The organism is Type-F symbiont of Plautia stali (assembly GCF_059731105.1).
Map to the genome: position 1 here is coordinate 2,452,857 of NZ_AP035909.1, position 19,997 is coordinate 2,472,853.

At 60.0% G+C, this 19,997-nt stretch carries 16 protein-coding genes; 4 read left to right on the forward strand and 12 right to left on the reverse strand.

Going from position 1 to position 19,997, the window contains the following annotated elements:
- Positions 1 to 54 precede the first annotated feature (54 nt).
- The gene (locus AC6I7A_RS11680; RefSeq protein WP_072215496.1) at positions 55 to 426 is read left to right on the forward strand and encodes a winged helix-turn-helix transcriptional regulator; all 372 of its coding nucleotides are present in this window, start codon (positions 55 to 57) and stop codon (positions 424 to 426) included.
- A 511-nt stretch (positions 427 to 937) separates the two neighbouring features.
- On the opposite strand, the gene AC6I7A_RS11685 is transcribed toward AC6I7A_RS11680, so the two are convergent.
- Positions 938 to 2,050 (reverse strand): mechanosensitive ion channel family protein, encoded by a 1,113-nt coding sequence (locus AC6I7A_RS11685; RefSeq protein ID WP_058957638.1) that lies wholly within the window; start codon positions 2,048 to 2,050, stop codon positions 938 to 940.
- Positions 2,051 to 2,444: 394 nt separating this feature from the next.
- Here AC6I7A_RS11685 and AC6I7A_RS11690 point away from each other — a divergent pair, with 394 nt between their 5' ends.
- The gene (locus AC6I7A_RS11690; RefSeq protein ID WP_058957637.1) at positions 2,445 to 4,637 is read left to right on the forward strand and encodes a putative bifunctional diguanylate cyclase/phosphodiesterase; all 2,193 of its coding nucleotides are present in this window, start codon (positions 2,445 to 2,447) and stop codon (positions 4,635 to 4,637) included.
- A gap of 62 nt (positions 4,638 to 4,699) precedes the next feature.
- Here AC6I7A_RS11690 and biuH read toward each other — a convergent pair whose 3' ends face one another.
- From biuH to AC6I7A_RS11705, 3 genes are read right to left on the reverse strand one after another with little or no spacing between them, the layout of a single operon-like run.
- Complete coding sequence (biuH, locus tag AC6I7A_RS11695; RefSeq protein ID WP_058957636.1) at positions 4,700 to 5,386, reverse strand: biuret amidohydrolase; 687 nt, start codon at positions 5,384 to 5,386, stop codon at positions 4,700 to 4,702.
- Positions 5,367 to 6,683 (reverse strand): purine-cytosine permease family protein, encoded by a 1,317-nt coding sequence (locus AC6I7A_RS11700; protein WP_009089438.1) that lies wholly within the window; start codon positions 6,681 to 6,683, stop codon positions 5,367 to 5,369. The genes biuH and AC6I7A_RS11700 overlap by 20 nt, the downstream gene beginning before the upstream one ends.
- Entirely contained in the window at positions 6,680 to 8,116 is a 1,437-nt protein-coding gene (locus tag AC6I7A_RS11705; protein WP_498003648.1) for an amidase, read from the reverse strand. The genes AC6I7A_RS11700 and AC6I7A_RS11705 overlap by 4 nt, the downstream gene beginning before the upstream one ends.
- Before the next feature lie 366 nt (positions 8,117 to 8,482).
- On the opposite strand from AC6I7A_RS11705, the gene AC6I7A_RS11710 reads away from it, so the two are divergent.
- Both AC6I7A_RS11710 and AC6I7A_RS11715 read left to right on the forward strand, forming a co-directional pair.
- Positions 8,483 to 8,866 carry a hypothetical protein gene (locus AC6I7A_RS11710; RefSeq protein WP_230200888.1) on the forward strand — a complete coding sequence of 128 codons (384 nt, stop codon included), beginning with the start codon at positions 8,483 to 8,485 and terminating at the stop codon, positions 8,864 to 8,866.
- Entirely contained in the window at positions 8,850 to 9,071 is a 222-nt protein-coding gene (locus AC6I7A_RS11715) for a hypothetical protein (RefSeq protein ID WP_009089432.1), read from the forward strand. The genes AC6I7A_RS11710 and AC6I7A_RS11715 overlap by 17 nt, the downstream gene beginning before the upstream one ends.
- Before the next feature lie 81 nt (positions 9,072 to 9,152).
- Here the strand turns inward: AC6I7A_RS11715 and AC6I7A_RS11720 are convergent, their stop codons facing one another.
- The 8 genes from AC6I7A_RS11720 to AC6I7A_RS11755 all read right to left on the reverse strand — a co-directional run bounded on the left by AC6I7A_RS11720 (position 9,153) and on the right by AC6I7A_RS11755 (position 19,996).
- The gene (locus AC6I7A_RS11720; protein ID WP_009089430.1) at positions 9,153 to 10,001 is read right to left on the reverse strand and encodes an oxidoreductase; all 849 of its coding nucleotides are present in this window, start codon (positions 9,999 to 10,001) and stop codon (positions 9,153 to 9,155) included.
- 96 nt (positions 10,002 to 10,097) lie between these two features.
- Positions 10,098 to 11,885 (reverse strand): thiamine pyrophosphate-requiring protein, encoded by a 1,788-nt coding sequence (locus AC6I7A_RS11725; RefSeq protein ID WP_009089428.1) that lies wholly within the window; start codon positions 11,883 to 11,885, stop codon positions 10,098 to 10,100.
- Between the two features lie 62 nt (positions 11,886 to 11,947).
- Positions 11,948 to 13,906 carry a hydantoinase B/oxoprolinase family protein gene (locus AC6I7A_RS11730; protein WP_498003650.1) on the reverse strand — a complete coding sequence of 653 codons (1,959 nt, stop codon included), beginning with the start codon at positions 13,904 to 13,906 and terminating at the stop codon, positions 11,948 to 11,950.
- Between the two features lies 1 nt (position 13,907).
- Positions 13,908 to 15,953 carry a hydantoinase/oxoprolinase family protein gene (locus AC6I7A_RS11735; RefSeq protein ID WP_058958293.1) on the reverse strand — a complete coding sequence of 682 codons (2,046 nt, stop codon included), beginning with the start codon at positions 15,951 to 15,953 and terminating at the stop codon, positions 13,908 to 13,910.
- Positions 15,954 to 15,971: 18 nt separating this feature from the next.
- Positions 15,972 to 16,418, reverse strand: coding sequence for a GNAT family N-acetyltransferase (locus AC6I7A_RS11740; RefSeq protein ID WP_058958294.1), 447 nt, complete (start codon positions 16,416 to 16,418; stop codon positions 15,972 to 15,974).
- A 293-nt stretch (positions 16,419 to 16,711) separates the two neighbouring features.
- Complete coding sequence (locus tag AC6I7A_RS11745) at positions 16,712 to 17,224, reverse strand: Lrp/AsnC family transcriptional regulator (RefSeq protein ID WP_009089422.1); 513 nt, start codon at positions 17,222 to 17,224, stop codon at positions 16,712 to 16,714.
- A 208-nt stretch (positions 17,225 to 17,432) separates the two neighbouring features.
- A complete protein-coding gene (gabT, locus tag AC6I7A_RS11750; RefSeq protein ID WP_009089421.1) occupies positions 17,433 to 18,749 on the reverse strand; it encodes a 4-aminobutyrate--2-oxoglutarate transaminase in 1,317 nt (438 codons plus the stop codon).
- 113 nt (positions 18,750 to 18,862) lie between these two features.
- On the reverse strand, positions 18,863 to 19,996 hold the full coding sequence (locus AC6I7A_RS11755) for a M20 aminoacylase family protein (RefSeq protein WP_009089419.1): 1,134 nt from the start codon (positions 19,994 to 19,996) through the stop codon (positions 18,863 to 18,865).
- Between the last annotated feature and the right edge of the window lies 1 nt (position 19,997).

The window sequence follows — 19,997 nt, forward strand, 5'->3', positions numbered from 1 at the left end:
ACAGGTCAATCAGGCACTTTTTATCTACTAAGTAGCAATTAGGAAACCGAGTTTATGACAACGTCAAATAGAATTGCATCTTGTCCTAATAGGATTATTTTAGACCAGATATCCGATAAATGGTCCGTACTGGTAATATTGACCGTGAGCGAAAAGCCAATAAGATTCAATGAGATAAAGCGTAAAATCGGTGGGATAACTCAGAAGGCTTTGACGCAATGTTTGCGCAAACTTGAACGAAATGGGATTGTGGAAAGATGCGTAGTGGCCACTTCACCTATTGCCGTCGAATACCGAATGACACCCTTAGGTCACTCGCTAGACAAAATTTTTCACACTTTACTTGAATGGACTAATGAAAATCTTGAAGCAGTAATAGCAGCACAGCATGAATATGATAGTCAGTTATCCCAGCCTGTAAGTTAAATTGCCTGAAATTAATAGCCTCATTATTTATTAATGAAATGTTAAAAAAATTGATATCAGGTGACGGTAAGGAGTTTTTCAGGCTTTGACATTTCTTTCAATACTTTAATGACACAGGTATAAATACTATAACGCCAGACAGGCATAGATGAGGTGATTTGTGTTATTTGGCGTTAACACATTTAACATTCACAGCGATTATTTCCGCAAACAGGCGGCTCAGTTAGCCTATGTCATCTCGCTCGGAGCATTGAATGCCATTGACGATTCTCGTCTGCTTCTCGCCCATAGCAGACACTACCCTGCTTACAGTACCTGTTCTGTGGCTACGCTCTGTAACACCCTTACGAACGTCCGGTATCCACGGTATGCGCATCCGCCTGGTGTGAATTTTCTGCACCGCCACTCAGGTCACGGCACCCGAAGCAACCAGAAGCACAAATGAGCCTGTCAGGGCTCATTTGTGTCATTCAGGGGTGACGGTCACCCTCCCTGGAGCGCTCAAAACCACTCAGTCCGCCATGCCTGAAACCTGCTCAGCCACTCCTCTCTCTCCCTTTTCACGCCCGCTATCCGTCAGCGATGCCCTTACCTGCGGCAGGCTTTCCGGGTAGTTCTGCTGAATAAACTCGATCATCTTTTCCCGCACGTAGCAGCGTAAATCAAAGGCGATTGGTGAGTTCTGCGCGGTCATCAGCATCCTGATGGTCATGGTTTTCTCGGTGGTATCGGTCACCTGAAGCACCTGGGTTTCCCCATCCCAGAGTCGGGTTTCGCTCAGCACCTTTTCAAAGTGCGTCCGCAGAGGCTCAAGCGGCATTGAGTAGTCCACATAGAGAAAGACCGAACCGAGAATCTGAGCGTTGTTGCGCGTCCAGTTCTGGAATGGGTTCTCGGTAAAGTAGGTGATTGGCAGCACCAGGCGGCGCAGATCCCAGATCCGCACGACCACATAGGTCAGGTTAATCTCCTCAATCCAGCCCCACTCTTTCTCTACCACCACCGCATCATCAATTTTAATCGGCTGGGTAAAGGCGATCTGGATACCGGCGAACAGATTGACCAGCGACTTCTGTAGCGCAAAACCTATGATAATCCCCGCCACACCGGCCCCTGCCAGGATGGTGGTGCCAAATTTACGCACGCTCGGGAAACTCAGCAGAATCAGCGACAGGCAGAATAACACCAGAATGACAATAACCACTTTTTTGACGTAGATAATCTGTGTGCGGATTTTACGCGCGCGCAGATTATTGGAGATATTGATGTCGTAGCGGATATAAAGCATATCCTGCGCCACATTGGTCAGTCGTATTAACACTGAGCAAAACGACATAATAATAAAGACATTGATGATATTGGTAATTAAATCCAGCGAGTCAGGATGGAAGTTAATGTAATTAAGACCCACATTGATCATTAATAACGGGATGAAAAAGAACATCGACCCACTGAGGTGCTTCTCCAGCGATTTGAACAGCTTCCTGTCGCGACTCTGCCAGTAGCGGATAAACGCGAGCAGGATAAGACGGCCCAGGAAACCCAGTACAAATGAAAGCGAGACGAGTAATACAACAGGTACCCACGACGGGAAACCAGATAACTCACCGAATAACAATGGCATTATTTTCCCTTTTAGTAAGCTGACAACACCGGGTTGTCAGATAAGTGACACATGCAGTAACCGTTGTCTTCACGGTCATCCGTCTGTAATACAATCAATGGGTTCAAGTATGAACCATACCTGCAAAGTTGACAGGAAAAGCCTCGCCAGCCCGCGCCCCTGATGCGCCTCTTTTGCCTTTCAGCCAGGACGGACAGTGACAGAAGTTGCCTGCGGCCCTGGCCGATATCATTAACCCGCCTGATATAACCGTTTCGCTTTTCTGACCCTTTTCGTTCCTTTGGGACAACAAAAATTGCTGCCGGACTCACTATAACCCCCGCTGAATGTAGACGACAGAGTCTTGTCTGCTAATTTTAAACTGTGCCCCGCCGTCGCTGAGAAAAACAACAATATGATTAATGGCATTAAACTTTCCGCTGATTTCCGCCGCAGTTTTCTGCGTGAAGTGCTGGTACCGCTGGTCGCCATCCTGCTGCTCACCTTTGCGGGTGCCGGCACGGCGCTGTTTATCGGCACCTCGCTCACTAACACCGAAGCCCGGCAGCAACAGCAGCGGATGATTGAAGCCTCGTTTTCGCAGAGCCTGAATGAACATCTGCGCCAGCTGCACAGCCTGTCGCGCTGGGCGCCGCTTGAGCAGCACCTCTCCGCGAGCAACAGCGACCGCTGGCTGGATGAGAACATCGGTGAATGGCTCTACGAAATGTTCGGTCATCAGCTGATTATGGTGCTGGATCAGCAGAACCAGATCGTCAGAGTCTGGCGCGAGGGCCAGCCGGTCGCTGCGCCGGATAGCGATCTGCTGGCGGGTGAGGTGTTGCAGAGTACGCTGGTTACCGATCCGGCGCGCCCGGACAGGGCCGACTATGCGCGGGTCACGAACCGTGCCGCCGCCCTGGCCGTCGGCAATATTCAGCAGGAGAGCCGCACCCTGCCCCGTTTCCGGCTGGTGAGCCTGAAATTTCTGGATGATGGCTATCTGGCGAGCCTGGCGGAACGCAATCAGCTTCAGGACCTGCACTTCACGGACGGCACGGCGCAGCGAGGCAGCGCAGCGCGCTATCTGCTGGTGGCGCAGGCGGGCGATCCGGTGGGGTATCTGGAGTGGATCCCCTCCCGTCCCGGTGCGCAGATGCTAAGGACCATCGGCCCCTCAACCGGGCTGGCGGTGCTGGCAATCTCCCTGCTGTGTCTCTATATGGTGTGGCGGCTCTGGCATTCGCTGGTCAGCCTGTCGCAGTCGATGCTGCGGCTCGGCGCCTCAGAGGCGCAGGCACAGCATCTGGCGTTTCATGATGTGCTGACCGGTCTGCCCAATCGTGCGCTGGTTGAAGAGCGCATGACGCAGGCGCTGGCGCTGGCGCTGGCGACGCGCCACGATCAGCGGGTGGCCCTGCTGCTGATCGACCTCGACCGCTTCAAAACCATCAACGACACCTATGGTCATCACGCCGGTGATGAGCTGATCATCGCCGTGGCGCAGCGCCTGAGCCGGATAGTGCGCGCCAGCGACACCGTGGGACGCATCGGGGGCGATGAATTTATTGTGGTGATGCCGGATGTCGAAAACCTGGGCCAGGCGCAGAGTCTGGCCCAGCGTATCGTCGACGAGCTGGCCCTGCCTGTGACGCTGTTTGGCAGCGAGGTGTGGAGCGGTGCCAGTATCGGGCTCTCCCTCGCGCCCAGAGACGGTATCGATCGGCTGGAGCTGATGCGCAAAGCGGATATCGCGCTGTATGAAGCCAAAAGCGGCGGGCGTGGTAAATATCGGCAGTTTGAACGGGCGATGGATGAGTCGGTGCGCACCCGCCAGGCGATTGCGGCGGATCTGCGCTCCGCGCTGCAGAGCCGTCAGGGGCTGGAGGTGTGGTATCAGCCGCTGATGGACATCGGCGGTCAGCAGATGGTCGGCATTGAGGCGCTGCTGCGCTGGCACCACCCGACACGCGGCCTGATCGCACCCGGTGAGTTTATTGCGATTGCCGAAGAGACCGGCCTGATTATGCCATTGGGTGAGTGGGTGCTCGCTGAAGCCTGTGCCACGCAGCAGCGTTTCCCGACGCTGCTGGTGGCGGTCAACGTCTCGCCCGTGCAGTTCCGATCGGCGGGCTTTGTCGAGCGGATTATGGCGATTGTCAGCCAGCACGGCGGCGACCCGAAGCGCCTGGAGCTGGAGATCACCGAAGGCGTGCTGATTGAGGATGAACGGGAGGCGCGCGCGATTATCGTGGCGCTGCGTGAAGCGGGTTTCCGCATTGCGCTGGATGATTTCGGCACCGGCTACTCCAGCCTCAACTATCTGAGTACCTTCCCGGTCGATAAAATCAAAATCGATCGCTCTTTCACCCAGTCGCTGGGCGTGGCAGAAAATTCCGTGGCGATTGTGGAGTCGGTGGTGAAACTGGGGCATGCCATGGGCCTGATGGTGACGGCGGAGGGTGTCGAGACGCCGGGACAGATGTCGGCGCTGGCGGATGCAGGCTGTAATCAGTTGCAGGGTTATCTCTTCAGTCAGGCGGTGCCCGCCGATCAGCTTGCGGCGCTGATGACCTCCGCCGCGCCAGAGACGACGCCGCAGGCGTAACGGCCGGGAGGATAGCCTGAACGCATCGGTGCGCCCGGGCTATCCGTATCAGCAGCAGACCGCTATGCGCCCAGGCTGTCCAGCAGCGCCGCAGACGAGGCGACCGCGCCGAAAATGCCGCCCTGCATATGGATCATGCTCAGCGCCGCCTCGTGGTGACGCCGTTCGGTTGCCGCGCAGCAGTCGGAGAGCACCAGACACTCAAAGCCGCGGTCGTTGGCTTCGCGCAGCGTGGTGTGAACGCAGACATCCGTCGTGATGCCGGTCAGGATCAGATTGCGGATGCCGCGGCTGCGCAGAATCAGCTCCAGATCGGTGGCGTAAAACGAGCCTTTGCCCGGCTTATCCACCACCACTTCGTCCGGCAGCGGCGCCAGCTCCGGGATAATCTCCCAGCCCGGTTCACCCCGCACCAGAATGCGGCCACACGGCCCCACATCGCCAATCCCGGCATTCATCCGCCGCGACCGCCAGCGCTTATTGGCTGGCAGGTCACTGAGATCGGGCCGGTGCCCTTCGCGGGTATGAATAACCGGAAACTGCCGCGCACGCATCGCGGCCAGCACCTGCTGCAGCGGGGCGATGGGCGCACGGGTCAGGCTGACGTCATAGCCCATGCTATCGACATAGCCACCCACGCCGCAGAAGTCGGTCTGCATATCAATGACGATCAGGGCAGTGTCAGCCGGGGTAAAACGGCCATCGAACGGCCAGGCGTAGGGGGTGGAATTAACGCTGTAGTCGGGCATGACTGTTCTCCATTTCCGGGCGCGGCATGCGCAGTTTGCTAATCAGGCTGTAACTGAGGGCGGCCGTGACCAGGCCGATGACGGCTTCACCGAACTGCGGAAAGGCCACATGAGCGATGACCGCACAGAGGCTGCCAATCGCCCAGGCGGCGAACGCGGTACCGCGGAAACGCTGTGCCGGACGCTGTTCGCTGATGCGCGCCATAAAGATCAAATCCACGATCATCACTGCGCCAAACGGCGGCACCACGATGCCCAGCAGGCTCAGCCACTCCAGGAAGTAAGACCAGACCCCCGCCAGTGCCAGCACGCCGCCGATGCCCCCCAGAATCAGCGTCCAGAGCCGCATTTTGCTGCTGAAGAGATGACTGAATCCCACCGCGCCGTTGTAAAGACAGTGTGTGCAGACCGATCCGAGGTTAATAAAGACAAACAGACAGGCGACCACCGAGAGAAACGCGCTGTGGCCCATCAGCATCGGCAGGAAATTTCCGCCGTTGGTCAGCGGGTCAACCGCCGCGCCTACCGCCACAATCACCACGCCGAACAGGTAGGAGATCACGTTGGCAACCGGGAAAGCGGAAAAAGCCGCGATCACCGCCGAGCGGCCATTCTTCGACCAGCGGGTAAAGTCCGCCGTCATGGTGCCGGAGTCGGCGAAACCGGCGACCACCATCGTGACCGCGGTGCCCATACTCATGGCACCCGCCGCGCTGGCGCTGCCCTGCCACTGCGTGACGACGGCGAAATCATGATCCCGCCCTATCAGCCACAGCGCCACGATGCCGAGCACCACAAACAGCGGCGCGGCGATCATCCCCAGCACCGACAGCGCCCGCACGCCCAGAAAGGTGATGCCGGTATAGAGCAGCATGGCAAAGGCCGTCACCGCCAGCGCGTTCCAGCCAAAGGTCTGATTAATCACCGTGCCGGTGAGGCCGGTCTGAAAGGCATACCAGCCGATCACCACCGTCGAGAGAAAACCGGAGACCAGGATATAGCCTTTGCTGCCAAAGGTGCGCCGGGCCTGCAGGGCGAAATTCATGCCGCTGTTTCCGGCGAACCAGCTCAGCGCGCCAACATAGGCAAACAGCACCAGATTTCCCAGCAGAATGGCGATCAGTGCAGGCCAGAAGCCCAGATGCCAGGTGATGATGCCGCCAAATAACGCATTGGTGAGGATCATCGGAAAACCGAACCAGACTGCCGAGACCGAGCGGGTGGAGTGACGATGCGACACTGGCACCGGCTGGTGTTCAAACTCCTGCTCCAGCGCAGGTGAAGACGATGTTTTCATTGTGTGATTCCCGGTTGAAGGTGATTCCACGGCTGAATGCGCTCGAAAGCGGCACTGGCAGCCAGCACTAAGGCATCATCAAGATGCCGTCCGACAATCTGGAGACCCACGGGCAGGCCGCGGGCGGTAAAACCGGCGGGCACCGACGCCGCGGGCTGACCGGTGAAGTTGAACGGGTAGCAGAATGAGAGCCAGTGGTCGCTGCGGACCATCCGCCCCGCAATGATTTCCGGCCCCTGGCTTCCCAGCGGAAACGGCGGCACTGCCAGCGTCGGAGTGATCAGCAGGTCGTAACGCTGCATAAAGCGCCACAGGCTGTTGCTGACCGCTTTGCGCACCGCGATAGCGTCAGTGAAGTTTTCCGCCCGCCACTCACGCTGCAGCATGGCGATCAGATGGGGTGACATGGCGCTGCCCTGCTCCGCCATCATCTGACGCATGCCGGTGAGATCGCTCTCCATCGCCACCAGCGCACCGAAAGCGGCGGCCGGATCGCTGAAGCCAGGATCGGCCAGCTCCAGTTCCGCGCCGGTTTCAGCGGCAAAGCGCTGCACGGCCGCACTGACCACCGCCCGCACTTCCGGGTCCACCGCGACATAACCCAGGTCTGCGCTGAACGCGATGCGCAGTTTGCTGGCTGGCTGCCGGAGCGCGCCCAGCCAGTCAACGTCGCTGCAGGGGATGGAGTGACGATCCCGCATATCCGGGCCCGCCATCAGTGACATCATCAGGGCGGCATCGCGCACGGTGCGCGTCATCGGGCCGATGTGCTCCAGCGACTCCCAGCTCGACACGCCGGGATAGCGTTCATCGCGGCAGCCGGGCCAGAGCGGCACCCGCCCCATTGACGCCTTGAAACCAAAGATGCCGCAGTGCGCCGCCGGAATGCGAACCGATCCGCCCCCATCACTGCCCAGCGCAATCGGGCAGAGCCGCGCCGCAACGGCCGCACCGGAGCCGGCACTGGAGCCGCCGGGCGTCATCTCAGGATCCCAGGGATTACGCGGCGACGGAAACAGCGGATTGTGCCCGACCGCGCTGTAGCCAAATTCCGGTGCGGTGGTTTTACCCAGCAGAATGGCATCGGCGGCCAGCAGGCGTTCTACCGTGATGTCATCCTCTTCCGGCACGAAATCCCGGTAAGCCGCCGAACCGGAGGTGGTTCTGACACTGGCCGTGCAGATCAAATCCTTCACCGCCAGCGGCACCCCCGCCAGCGCACCCAGCGTCTCTCCGCGAGCGCGACGGGCATCCAGCGCCCTGGCCTGCGCCATCGCCAGTTCGGGTGTGGGGGTACAAAAGGCCTGTATTGCCGGTTCCCGTTCCGCCATTCGCTCCAGTGCGGCCCCGGTCAGCTCGCAGGCTGACACCTCCCCGCTGCGGATAAGTGCGGCCATCGTGGTGGCATCTTCGTCTAATAAGGAGTCAAACATGGATTACCTCGCCAGAATTGTACCCGTCAGGTAGTGCATGAACCGTGCCAGCTGACACCAGGCCGGACGCTCTGAAGCAGGGATGCCAGATGGAATACGGCCTGGGATACAAGATCGAATTCTTATGGTGGCGGACGGGCGCGCCTGTTTATTTTTTCAGCACGATGATGGCGCAGGGCTGCGCGATAAGGGGGCGTGACAGGTGAATGGTTTTGCGGGCTGGCTTACAAAACGGTGTTGTTAATCCGCAACGGCGGCTGAAATGCTGGAATGAATAACCTTATTTTTACCATGGATGTTTGACGGTGCTGCGCAGGAACTGAAAATCGGGTTTCAGGGATTTATAAGTTACGACAGGGATGAGAAGTGCGCATTGAAGAAGATATTTATGAAGTTTGTTTTGACGTCTTTGATGGTATGGAATGCCTGGGTGATTTCCGCCATATCAGCTTTGCAGGATTAGGCAGTGCTGTCGTTATCAAACGCGTATTCCTGGCATTAATGGCACACCATGAAAGCTTCTTTGTGGGCGGTTTTGTTTTCCAGGCTGCATCAGGAGAGATCGTTGACCGCAATCGTCCGACACCCCTTGAGGAGATCTACGACGCTTTGCCTGGCTTAAAAAATGAACTGCGCTACAATCGCCGGACCGGGTTGCCGAAGAAAGCGCCGCAACCTTTAATCCCGGACTATTTCCAGGCTTATAAAACAGTGACTACAGGGAGAGCTTGCTATGTCGTTTTACGATAAACACAATGGCATCACAGATGCGGCTGATGCCGAGAACAGGGAGTTAAGGGCACTTTTGATTGCTGAGTGGCTGGACAGGCCCGACCTACCCGCCATTAAAGCCCAGTTAGCTCAGGCGAGAAAACGCTCCTCATCTGCCCTGTTGCGCCGTAAGTTAAAAGAACTGAACGCGCGCGAAAGGCAGGAAGCTAACATCCCCGATTAGCGCTTAAAGGCCCATATTCGGGCCTTTCCTGTTTTTAAATCGCTTCTGGTTTAACCGCGGCGGCTTCATGCCACCTGCAACTCACTGCGATTCCGGAAAATCGGTCTCCACCGATGTCTGTTTCCACGCCTCAATTTCCGCCAGCCGCTCTTTGAGTTTGCTGGTCACGGCGTCATGGCCCCAGGCTCCCATCACCAGATGCCGGGGCGGATGATCATGTTCAGTAATTGCGATCATCGCTGCGGCGGCGCGCGCCGGATCGCCCTTCTGCGTGCCGCTGTAGTCGGCGGTGGCTTTCATTCGCGCGGCGGCGGTCTCTGCATAGTCCGGCAGCGTGCTTGGCGTCTGATGCAGCGAGCGTCCGGCCCAGTCGGTGCGGAACGGGCCTGGCTCGACGCAGGTGACATGAATGCCCAGCGGCCCGGCCTCCTGGGCCAGCGCATCGGACCAGCCCTCCACCGCATGTTTGCTGGCGGCGTAATAGCCTGAGCTGGCAAAGCCGATCAATCCGGCCACCGAGGTAATGTTGATAACGTGACCCCTGCGCGCCTGGCGCATCGCGGGCAGCACGGCGCGCGTCAGGGCAAACAGACCGAAGACGTTAGCGTCAAACTGGGCGCGGATTTCGCTCTCCACCCCCTCTTCAATCGAACTCTGATAGCCGTAACCGGCGTTGTTCACCAGCACGTCAATCGTTCCGAACGCACCGATGGCCGCCTGCACCGCCTGATCGATACTCGCCTGCTGCGTGACATCCAGCGCGACCGCCAGCGCATTATCATGACCTTCCACCAGATCGGCCACGGCCGACAGGTTCCGGGCCGTCACCACCACGTTAAAACCCCGCGCGATAGTCTGCTGCGCCAGTTCCCGACCAAAACCGGTCGAGCATCCCGATATAAACCAGACTGGGCCTGATTGAGCCGCCATAGTAGGACTCCTGTTGCGTTTGATGAAGCGATAAGACCCGGATACGAACGTATCCGGGGAGAGACAGATAAGGCTAGCGAGGCGCCATCGCCTGGCTTAGCCCTTCGTGCTTTTATGGAACAGCTGGCTGGCGGTGTCGCTGATGATCTGCGCTGCGCCGCGATCGCCCTTCGCCATGGAGGCCATAAAGGCTTTTGCCTGTTTAAAGGTGATATGCGGCGGTAGCGGCGCCACTTCCGGATCGGTTTTCACCTCCAGCAGCACCGGGCGATCGGCGCTGAGCGCCTGCTGCCAGGCCCCCACGAGGTCGTCAGGGTTATCCACAAAAATCCCGACCATGCCCAGCGAGCGGGCAAATTCCGCGTACTTCACGTCCGGCACCTGCTGCGAGGCGTCAAAGCGGGGGTTGCCCTCCATCACGCGCTGCTCCCAGGTCACCTGATTGAGATCTTCGTTGTTAAACACGCAGACGATCAGGCGCGGATCGGCCCACTGTTGCCAGTATTTCTGGATGGTGATCAGTTCAGCCATGTTGTTCATCTGCATGGCGCCGTCACCCACCAGCGCCACTACCGGTTTATCCGGGTGCGCAAATTTCGCTGCAATGGCGTAAGGCACCGCTGCGCCCATGCAGGCCAGCCCGCCGGAGAGCGAGGCCCGCTGCCCCTGTTTGACGCGATAGTCGCGGGCAAACCAGTTGGCACAGGAACCGGAGTCAGAGGTAACAATGGCGTTGTCCGGCAGCTGCGGGGACATCTCCCACACCACCCGCTGCGGATTGACCGGGTTCGCCGGTGCCATCGCGCGCTCCTCCATCAGCGTCCACCAGTCACGCACCTGAACCGCAATCCCTTCCTGCCAGCTGCGATCCTCTTTGTGCTCCAGCAGCGGCAACAGCGCGCGCAGGGTTTCTGCCGCATCGCCGTGCAGATTCACTTCGCTGGGGTAGCGCAGGCCGAGCATGGCGGGATCGATATCGATCTGCACCGCTCGCGCCTTGCCCTCCTCCGGCAGAAATTCGGTCCAGGGGAAGCCGCTGCCGATCATCAGCAGGGTGTCGCAGTTCTGCATTAAATCGGATGAGGGTTTGGTGCCGAGCAGGCCAATCGAGCCGGTCACAAAGGGCGCATCGTCCGGCAGCACATCTTTGCCCAGCAGCGCTTTTGCCACACCGGCCCCCAGCACATTGGCGACCTGCACCACCTCGACAGCGGCATTGCGTGCGCCTGCCCCGATCAGAATCGCCACTTTTTTACCGGCGTTGAGCACCTCAGCGGCGCGTTGCAGATCCTCCTCATAGGGGATCACTTTCGGCCGCTGATAGCCACTGCCGGAGTGGGTGAAGCCGTGCAGATGCTGCGGCGGCTGCCAGGCTTCATCCTGAATATCTTTCGGCAGGATCACCACCGCCACGCCATTCTGCGCTTTGGCAATCCGCACGCCACGATCAAGCAGGTGACGCACCTGCGCCGGGGTGGCGGCTTCCTGAACGAAGTTCGCCACATCGGAGAAGATGCGGTCCAGGTTCATCTCCTGCTGATAACTGGCCCCGCGCGCGGTCGCTTCCGCCTGTCCGGCAATCGCCAGCACCGGCGCATGGTCCATTTTTGCGTCATAGAGCCCGGTCAGCAGATGGGTCGCACCCGGCCCGCCGGTTGAGAGGCAGACGCCCAGCTCACCGGTGAACTTCGCGTGACCGGCCGCCATAAAAGCGGCCATCTCTTCGTGCCGCACCTGAATAAATTCGATGCCGTCCCCTTTGGCGTTCGCGCGCTGAATGGCCCCCAGCACGCCATTAATCCCGTCCCCCGGATAGCCGTAAATGCGGCTCACACCCCACTCTTTCAGGCGCTGGACAAAAAAATCACTGGTTTTCATGCTCATCGTCGCGGTTCCCCTTGTAGTCCATGCAGACTTAAAGCGTAGTCGACGATGCGCCATCGCCGTTAATTGTTCGCCATAGCCGGGTAGCGCTGACGCAAATCACTGAATATCTGCGCCATGTCCGCCGTTTCGCCTGCCTCTGCGACCGCCCGGAAAACCTGGGTTTTCAGGAAGTGACGCCAGCTGACCGGCGCGGCGGCAAGAAAGGTGGTCAGTGACTGATAGCGCTGCGGTGTCCAGAGTTTTTCAAAGCGCTGACGCGCCTCGCCATGCTCAAAATGGTGCGTGACCCGTTGCGGCATGGCAGCACGCAGTTGCTCAGTCGCGACCCGATCCACGCGGTCATTCACCACCACCACGCCATACTGCGCCCTGGCGGCGTCGAGGCTGAGGTAGCCGCAGCGCACATCCTGCAGGACCGCCTCCGCATCGCGCTGTGACGGCAGCCCGTAGCCCCCGGCACCCGGCCCGCGGACTTCGACCACGTCCCCCGGCTGGCAGTGGATCACATCGGTGTTGCCGTGCCGGATGACCTCGCCGTTGCGCCGGGTCTGGAAGTGCGAGAGCGCCCCGCTCTGTCCGCCCACCCCCCCCGCCGAGGCGAAGACCGAGCGGTTGCGGTTGCGCGCGGTAATCGTGGTGTTGGGCGAGAAGATCTCGAACGCCATCTCTGTCGCCAGGCCGCCGCGATAGTGACCCGCCCCGGCACTGTCCTGCGCCAGGCCGTAGCGGTGAAAACGGATCGGCACTTCTGCCTCGTTGATCTCAATCGGGGTATTCTTCAGGAAGGCGGAAAGACCGCCGGATCCGTCAGGGCCATCGTGACGCGGGGTGCCGCCTGCACCGCCGCCCACCGGGCCCAGCGAAGCCACCACGCTGCGGTTGTGCGTCTGGGTGCGGATATTCATGATCGAGTTGCCGCCGGGCGAGTTGGCGGGCAGACGATCGGGCATCGCCAGTGAGAAGACGCCGACGGTGGCAATCTGCGACAGCGCACAGGTCAGCGAGCGCATGCCTACCGCAGCGGGCGCCTCGCAGTTCATGACTGTGCCCGGCGGCAGAATGGCGCGGGTGGGCCGCAGCGTGCCCGCGTTAAGCAACAGGGAGCGATCCAGCGTGGAGAGTACATAGGTGACACCGACCAGCGCCAGCGGATGTCGCTCCCGTCCGCCCGTGGGCATGTTCAGCGACGAGGCCAGCTGCGGGTCGCTGCCGGTGTAATCCAGCTCCAGCCGGTCGCCCTGCACCCGCAGCGTGACGGCGATGCGGCAGGGATAGCCACCCTCGCCATCCTCATCGGCGTAGTCGGCATAAAAGTATTCACCGTCGGGAATGGTCGCGATGATCGTGCGCGCCTGCGCCTCGGCGTAATCCAGAATGCCTTCAATGCCCTGCAGGAAATCGTCGATGCCAAAGCGGGCAATAATGTCGTGAATTTTCCGCTCGCCCACGTTGACCGAGGCCAGCTGTGCCTTGAAGTCACCCCAGTTCTGGTCCGGCACCCGCACGTTGAGCCGCATGATGCTGGCGACCTCTTCGTTGAGCTGACCCTGTCGCATGATCTTCAGCGGCGGGATGCGAATCCCCTCCTGCACAATGTCGGTCAGCGAACACGACAGCGAGGCGGGCACGGCCCCGCCGACATCGGTGTTGTGAATATGTCCCACCACGAAACAGACAATCTCGCCCTGGTGGAACACCGGTTTCCAGATGTGGATGTCGGGGGAGTGGGTCGCGACGTTTCCGGCGTAGGCGTCGTTGGTAATGCAGATGTCCCCCTCGGCGTACTCCTCTATCAGCGCCAGCACCGGCGCATAGTCGATGCCGCTGTACCAGGGCGCACCAAAACTGCGGGGTGAGGCAAACGCCAGCCCGCTGCGGCTGACAATCTGGCAGGAGAAATCTTCCGTCTCCTTAACGAAGGTGGAGTGCGCAGTGCGCATCAGCGTAAAGGCCATCGCATCGGCGGCGGCAGCGCAGTAGTTCGCCAGGATCTGTAAGTTACGTCCGTCAATCGCCATGTTATGCCTCGTTCGCCGTAATCAGCAGGTTGCCAAAAGTGTCGACCGTGACGCCCATGCCGGGCGGCACACAGGTGGTGCAGTCATCCTGAGCAATGATGGCCGGGCCGCTGAGCTGATGGCCGGCGCGCAGCCCGGACCGCAGCACCAGATCAACCTGATGCCAGGCCCCGTCAATCCACGCTTTCGTCTGCTTCAGCACCGGCACCGGTTCCGTCGCCGGGGCCAGCGGGGCAATAACCGGTTTCGGCGTCGGTGAGGTGATCACCAGCCGCAGGTTAATCAGCTGCACCGGGGCCTGCGGATCACAGTGACCAAACAGCTGCTGATGCTGGCGATCGAAAGCGTCATGCAGCGCCGTAAAATCGGCCTGCGTCAGCCAGCCTGGCTCCAGCGCCACGTCGATCTCAAACGACTGCCCCTGATAGCGCATATCGGCGCTGAACTGCAGGCTGTAAGGCATCGCGCTGCCGTGCTCCTCAGCCAGCCAGTCGCAGGCGCGCTGCTGCAATGCCTGCGCTTCCGTGGCCAGGGTATCGGCCAGGGCAGGAGTCAGATCGCTGTAGAGGGTGCGGATAAAGTCATTACGGATGTCAGCCACCAGCCCGCCCAGCGCCGACAGCACCCCGGGCGTCGGCGGCACAATCACCCCTTTCAGGTTGAGTTCACGGGCCAGGAAACAGCCCATCATCGGCCCGGCACCGCCAAAGGCGAGGAACCAGAATTCACGCGGATCGAGGCCGAACCGTGACAGCAGGCCGCTGGTGTCGCTGTACATACCGGAGATGGCCAGCTCAATGGCGTTTTGCGCGGTCTCCTGCACCGTCAGGCCGAGGGCATCGGCCAGCGGTTGCCAGGCGGCACAGGCGGCCGCGACATCGACGGCGACAGCGTTGTAGCCCAGCGCGTCGTGCCCCATCATGCCGCAGGCGGCAAAGGCGTCGGTGGCGGTCGGCTGCGTGCCGCCGCGCCCGAAGCAGACCGGGCCAGGCAGCGATCCGGCACTGTCCGGGCCCATCTGCAGCACGCCCTGCCCGTCAATCCACGCCAGCGAGCCGCCGCCCTGACCCACCGAGGTAACGGCAACGGAGGGAATGTAGATCGGGAAATCCCCGATGATTTCACCGTTGCCCTGCGCCACATTGCCGTCGATGATCACCGCCACGTCAGCACTGGTGCCGCCGATATCGAGGCTGAGAATGTTGCCGAACCCACAGGCGCTGGCGAGATAGCTGGCCCCGATGACCCCGGACGCGGTGCCGGAGAGAACCATCTGCACACATTCACGTTTCGCCTGGTCGACGCCCATGACGCCACCGTTCGATTTGGTGATGCGCGGCGGCGGCTGCACGCCGAGCCGCTGCAGCGCCTGCTCAAAGGATTCGAGGTAGTGGATCACCATCGGCTGCACGTAGGCGTTGATGGTCGCGGTAATGGTGCGTTCATATTCGCGGATAATGGGCCAGATGTCGGCAGAACAGGAGGTCAGCAGCTCGGGTGCCTCCTCATTGATAATCGCTTTCACGGCTGCTTCATTGTGCCGGTTGCGATAGCTGTGCAACAGGGAGACCACGATGCCCTGGCAGCCCGCAGCGCGCGCCTGCGCGATAGCGTCGAGTACGCTCTGGCGGTCCACCGGCTGGAGTACCCTGCCCTGCGCGTCCATGCGTTCACGGATGGCAAAAACCCGGTCGCGCGAGATCAGCGGTGCAGGACGCCGCGAAAAGAGGTCATGAATATGGGGAATTTTCAGCCGGGCCAGCTCCAGCACATCACAGAAGCCCTCGGTAGCGAACAGCGCCAGCCGCACGCCACGCCGCTGGATCACCGCGTTGATGCCGACCGTGGTGCCGTGGGTAAAGTAGCCAATCTCCGCGGGGTCGATCCCCTGACGCTGCTGAAACTGCGCCAGCCCGGTGGTGATTTCACTGCCGGGCTGATCCGGGCGCGACAGGACTTTCAGGGTATGAATCTGGTTCGTTTGCTGATCGAGCACGGCAAAATCGGTAAAGGATCCGCCAATATCCACGCCAACGCGGTATCGCATCTCGGGTTAACTCCTGAGTCAGGGAGGGGGAAATTCCATCAGCGTCCCGGGGTGTTGCACCACACGCCAGCCGAGACGCTGGTAGACCTGATGCGCATCCTGGGTCGACAGCATCCAGCGATGCACCGTTTGCAGCTCCGGATGATCACGGACGCAGGTCGCCAGCCAGCTGCCCAGTCCGTGTCCACGCCAGTTTTCGTCAATGATGACGTCGCACAGCCAGCCAAAGCGGGTGTAATCGGTGATAAGACGGGCGAAGCCAATCTGCGCCTGCTGGTGATAGAGGCCAAACGGCAGCGAACCGGCGATCGCCCGCAGGGTTTTCTCGCGCGGCTGGCCCTGTGCCCAGTAGGACTTCTCCGCCAGCTGGTGGTGTATCCACCCCAGGTCGAGCCGCTGACGGTCGGTGGAGACGGTGAACGCATCGCGCTGCCACTGCTGGTCAGCAATCAGTAATGAGCTCATAACAACTCCTGATAACGGTTAAAAACAGTCTAAGGGGGTTCGCTGATCGGGTGAGGCTGAAGCGCGCCCTGAAACCGGATGCAGCGACTGAATTTTGCGCCGGGAAGAAATTTTATGCTGAGGGGAGTCAGGCCGATGCATGATGCAGAGTGAATGGGCGGGTAAGAGAAAAATCCGGGTAAACCGTGCAGGTCTGCACAGCCCCCGGAGCGCGGATTGCGCCGGGTGCGGTGAATGGAGATAGTGACCCTCTGCCGTAAAAAGCGCAGAGGATCGGCCCCCGGCTCTGGTCACTACGCCCCGAGTTCGACAGAATTCTGCTTGTCGATAAGTGAACGCAACGGCACGCTGCTTTTCATGATGGGCGATTTGATCACGATATAACTGAAATATTTGTCGATGCCGATCTGCGCATCCAGCATTTTCTCAATCACTTCCTGGTAATGTTCAATGCTGCGGGTAATAAAGCGCAGCAGATAGTCGTAGCCGCCGGTGATCAGATGGCACTCCATCAGCTCATCGACACTGCGCATCGCCGTTTCAAACTTCATAAAATCTTCGCGGCGATGACCCGACAGCGTGACTTCGGTAAAGACCGTCACAGAATCGGTAATGCGGGTGAGATTGATGTGGGCTTCATAACCGGTAATAAAACCAGCCTGTTCCAGACGTTTGACCCGTTGCAGACAGGGGCTGGGGGAAAGGCCTACTGCGTCGGCGAGGTTAACGTTGCTGATACGGCCATCTTTCTGGAGTTGCACCAGAATGTTGATGTCGATGCGGTCGAGTTTCATTAAGCCGTTCATAGCACCCCTCATTGTCAGAGCCTGGCCCATCAGGCGTCAGTATTGCAGGCTGGCAATAACCTGGCCTGACGGGCCAGGCGCTTAAGCAAATGTTCAGAACCTCCGGAAGATATATCACGCTTTACGGTAAATGCGCCAGCGCTTCGCAGTGGTTATACCAGCAGGAGGTTTTTAAATTACTTCAATAAAATCAATGAGGAATCGCAGTTTAACCCAGACGGCCTGTGGCACGCGCCAGCGCGATATCGAAGATATGCAGCGCCTCTTCCAGCTGGGAGTCGGTCGTCACCAGCGGGGCCAGGAAACGGATCGTATTACGATGCAGACCACACTTGATCAGCAGCAGTCCTTCCTGACAGGCGCTGTCGAGGATCTTCTGCGTCAGGGCCGCATCCGGGCGGCCGGTTTCGAAATCGAGGATTTCCACCGCCTGCATAAAGCCCACGCCGCGCACATCACCGATGCAGGCATATTTATCCGCCAGCTGCCGCAGCCGGGCATTGAGCTGTTCACCGAGCTGGCAGGAACGCTGTAGCAGGTTCTCCTGCTCAAACAGATCCAGCACCGCCAGCGCCGCCGCACACCCCAGCGCATTGCCGCCGTAGGTGCCGCCCAGTCCGCCCGGCGCTGGCGCGTCCATGATCTCCGCCCGTCCCACCACACCGGAAATCGGCAGGCCGCCACCCAGGCTTTTCGCCAGCGTGATCAAATCCGGTTTAATGCCCAGCTGCTGGAACGCGAACATGGTGCCGGTTCGCCCGAAGCCGGACTGCACTTCATCACAAATCAGCAGAATGCCGTGCTGGCTGGTAATGCGGCGCAGCGCCTGCATAAAGGCCGGGCCTGCAGGCAGGAAGCCCCCGTCGCCCTGCACCGGCTCGATAATGATCGCCGCCACCCGCTCAGGCAGGATCTGCACTGCGAAGAGCTGCTCCAGCGCCTTGAGGCAATCCGCCTCCGTAATGCCATGCAGCGGATTGGGGAAAGGCAGCCGGTAAATCTCGCCAGGGAACGGGCCAAAGTTCTGTTTATAAGGGGCGGACATGCCGGTCAGGGTGACCCCCAGCAGGGTGCGGCCATGGAATGCACCGTCAAAGGCGATGATGCCGGGGCGCTGCGTGTGGGCGCGGGCAATCTTCACCGCATTTTCTACCGCTTCGGCGCCGCTGGTGAAAAAGACGCTCTTGTAGGCTTCGTCTCCGCCTACCAGCCGGTTCAGCCGCTCCGCTAACGCGATGTAGCCCGGATAAGCCACCACCTGAAAACAGGCGTGCGAGACCAGACCGAGCTGGCGGGTCACGGCGTTGACCACCGCCGGGTGATTGTGACCGACATTGAGCACGCCGATGCCGCCGACAAAGTCGAGATAGCGATTGCCCTCCACGTCCCATACTTCACTGCCTCTGGCGCGCTCGATCACCAGCGGATGCGCGGTGACGACGCCACGCGGCACGTTCTGCTCACGTGCATCCAGTAACAGGTTGTTATCGGAGTATGCTTGCTGCTCTGCCATGACATTCTGCATTTTAAACCCTCATCCACGTAACGTTCGGTTGGCTCAAGTATCGCAACCTGTTGGTTTCCGACGCTGCCGTAATTCCGCAGGCAGCGGCATTTCCTGTCAAAATCCCGCTGCTTTCAGCAGGGAAATTTCTCTGCCAGTGCCTGACGAATCAGGGTGACAAACACGTTAACGCCATGCGGGATCAGCGCATCGTTAAAGTCGTAGGCGGCGTGATGTAACGGTCTGCAGGGCGCAGACCCCAGCCAGAGATAGGCACCGGGCCGCGCCTGCAGCATAAAGGCGAAATCTTCTGAGGTGAGCGCGGGCTGCGGCGCGGTTTCAGCGGCGATGCCCGCCTGTTTCAGCGCCTGCAGGCAGAACTGCGCCTCATCCGGGCTGTTCAGGGTCGCCGGGTAGTAGCGCAGATAGCGTACCTCGGCATGCAGGCCATGCGCGGCGGTGACATGTTCCGCCATCTGACGCAGCCGCGCTTCAATCGTCGCCTGTGCCGTCGGGCTGAAGGTGCGCACCGTACCGGTGATGTTCGCCTCCGCCGGGATCATGTTGTGGGAAAAGCCGCCCTCCATCCGGGTCACGGTGAGCAGCGCCGTTTCACAGGGGTCGAGCGCGCGTGAGACCAGGGTATTCAGCTGAACCACCAGCTCGCTGGTCGCCAGCAGGGTATCGCGGGTCAGGTGGGGCTGAGCGGCATGGCCTCCCCCGCCCAGCACCCGGATATCGAAGCGGTCTGCCGCCGCCATGATCGGGCCGGGCCGGGTCTGCACCTGGCCCAGCGGCAGTTCCGGCCAGTTGTGAATGGCGTAGACCGCCTCACAGGGAAAGCGGCTGAACAGCCCGTCGTCGATCATCGCCTTCGCGCCCGCCAGCCCCTCTTCGGCGGGCTGGAAAATGAAGCAGACGGTGCCGTCAAAACTGACGTCGCGCGCCAGTTTTTCTGCCGCCCCCAGCAGCATCACGGTGTGACCGTCGTGGCCGCAGGCGTGACTGACCTGCGTCACGCTGCTCTGCCAGGCGGTGCCGCTCTGATCCTGCATCGGCAGGGCATCCATATCGGCGCGCAGGCCAATCATCCGCTCGCTGTTACCCTTTTTCAGGATGCCGACCACGCCGGTCTGGCCGATGCCACGATGCACCTCAATTCCCAGCTGTTGCAGAAAGTTCGCCACCCTGTCGCTGGTGCGGTGCTCCTGAAAACCGAGTTCCGGGTGCGCATGCAGTTCGCGGCGCAGTGCCACTAAATGTTCCATC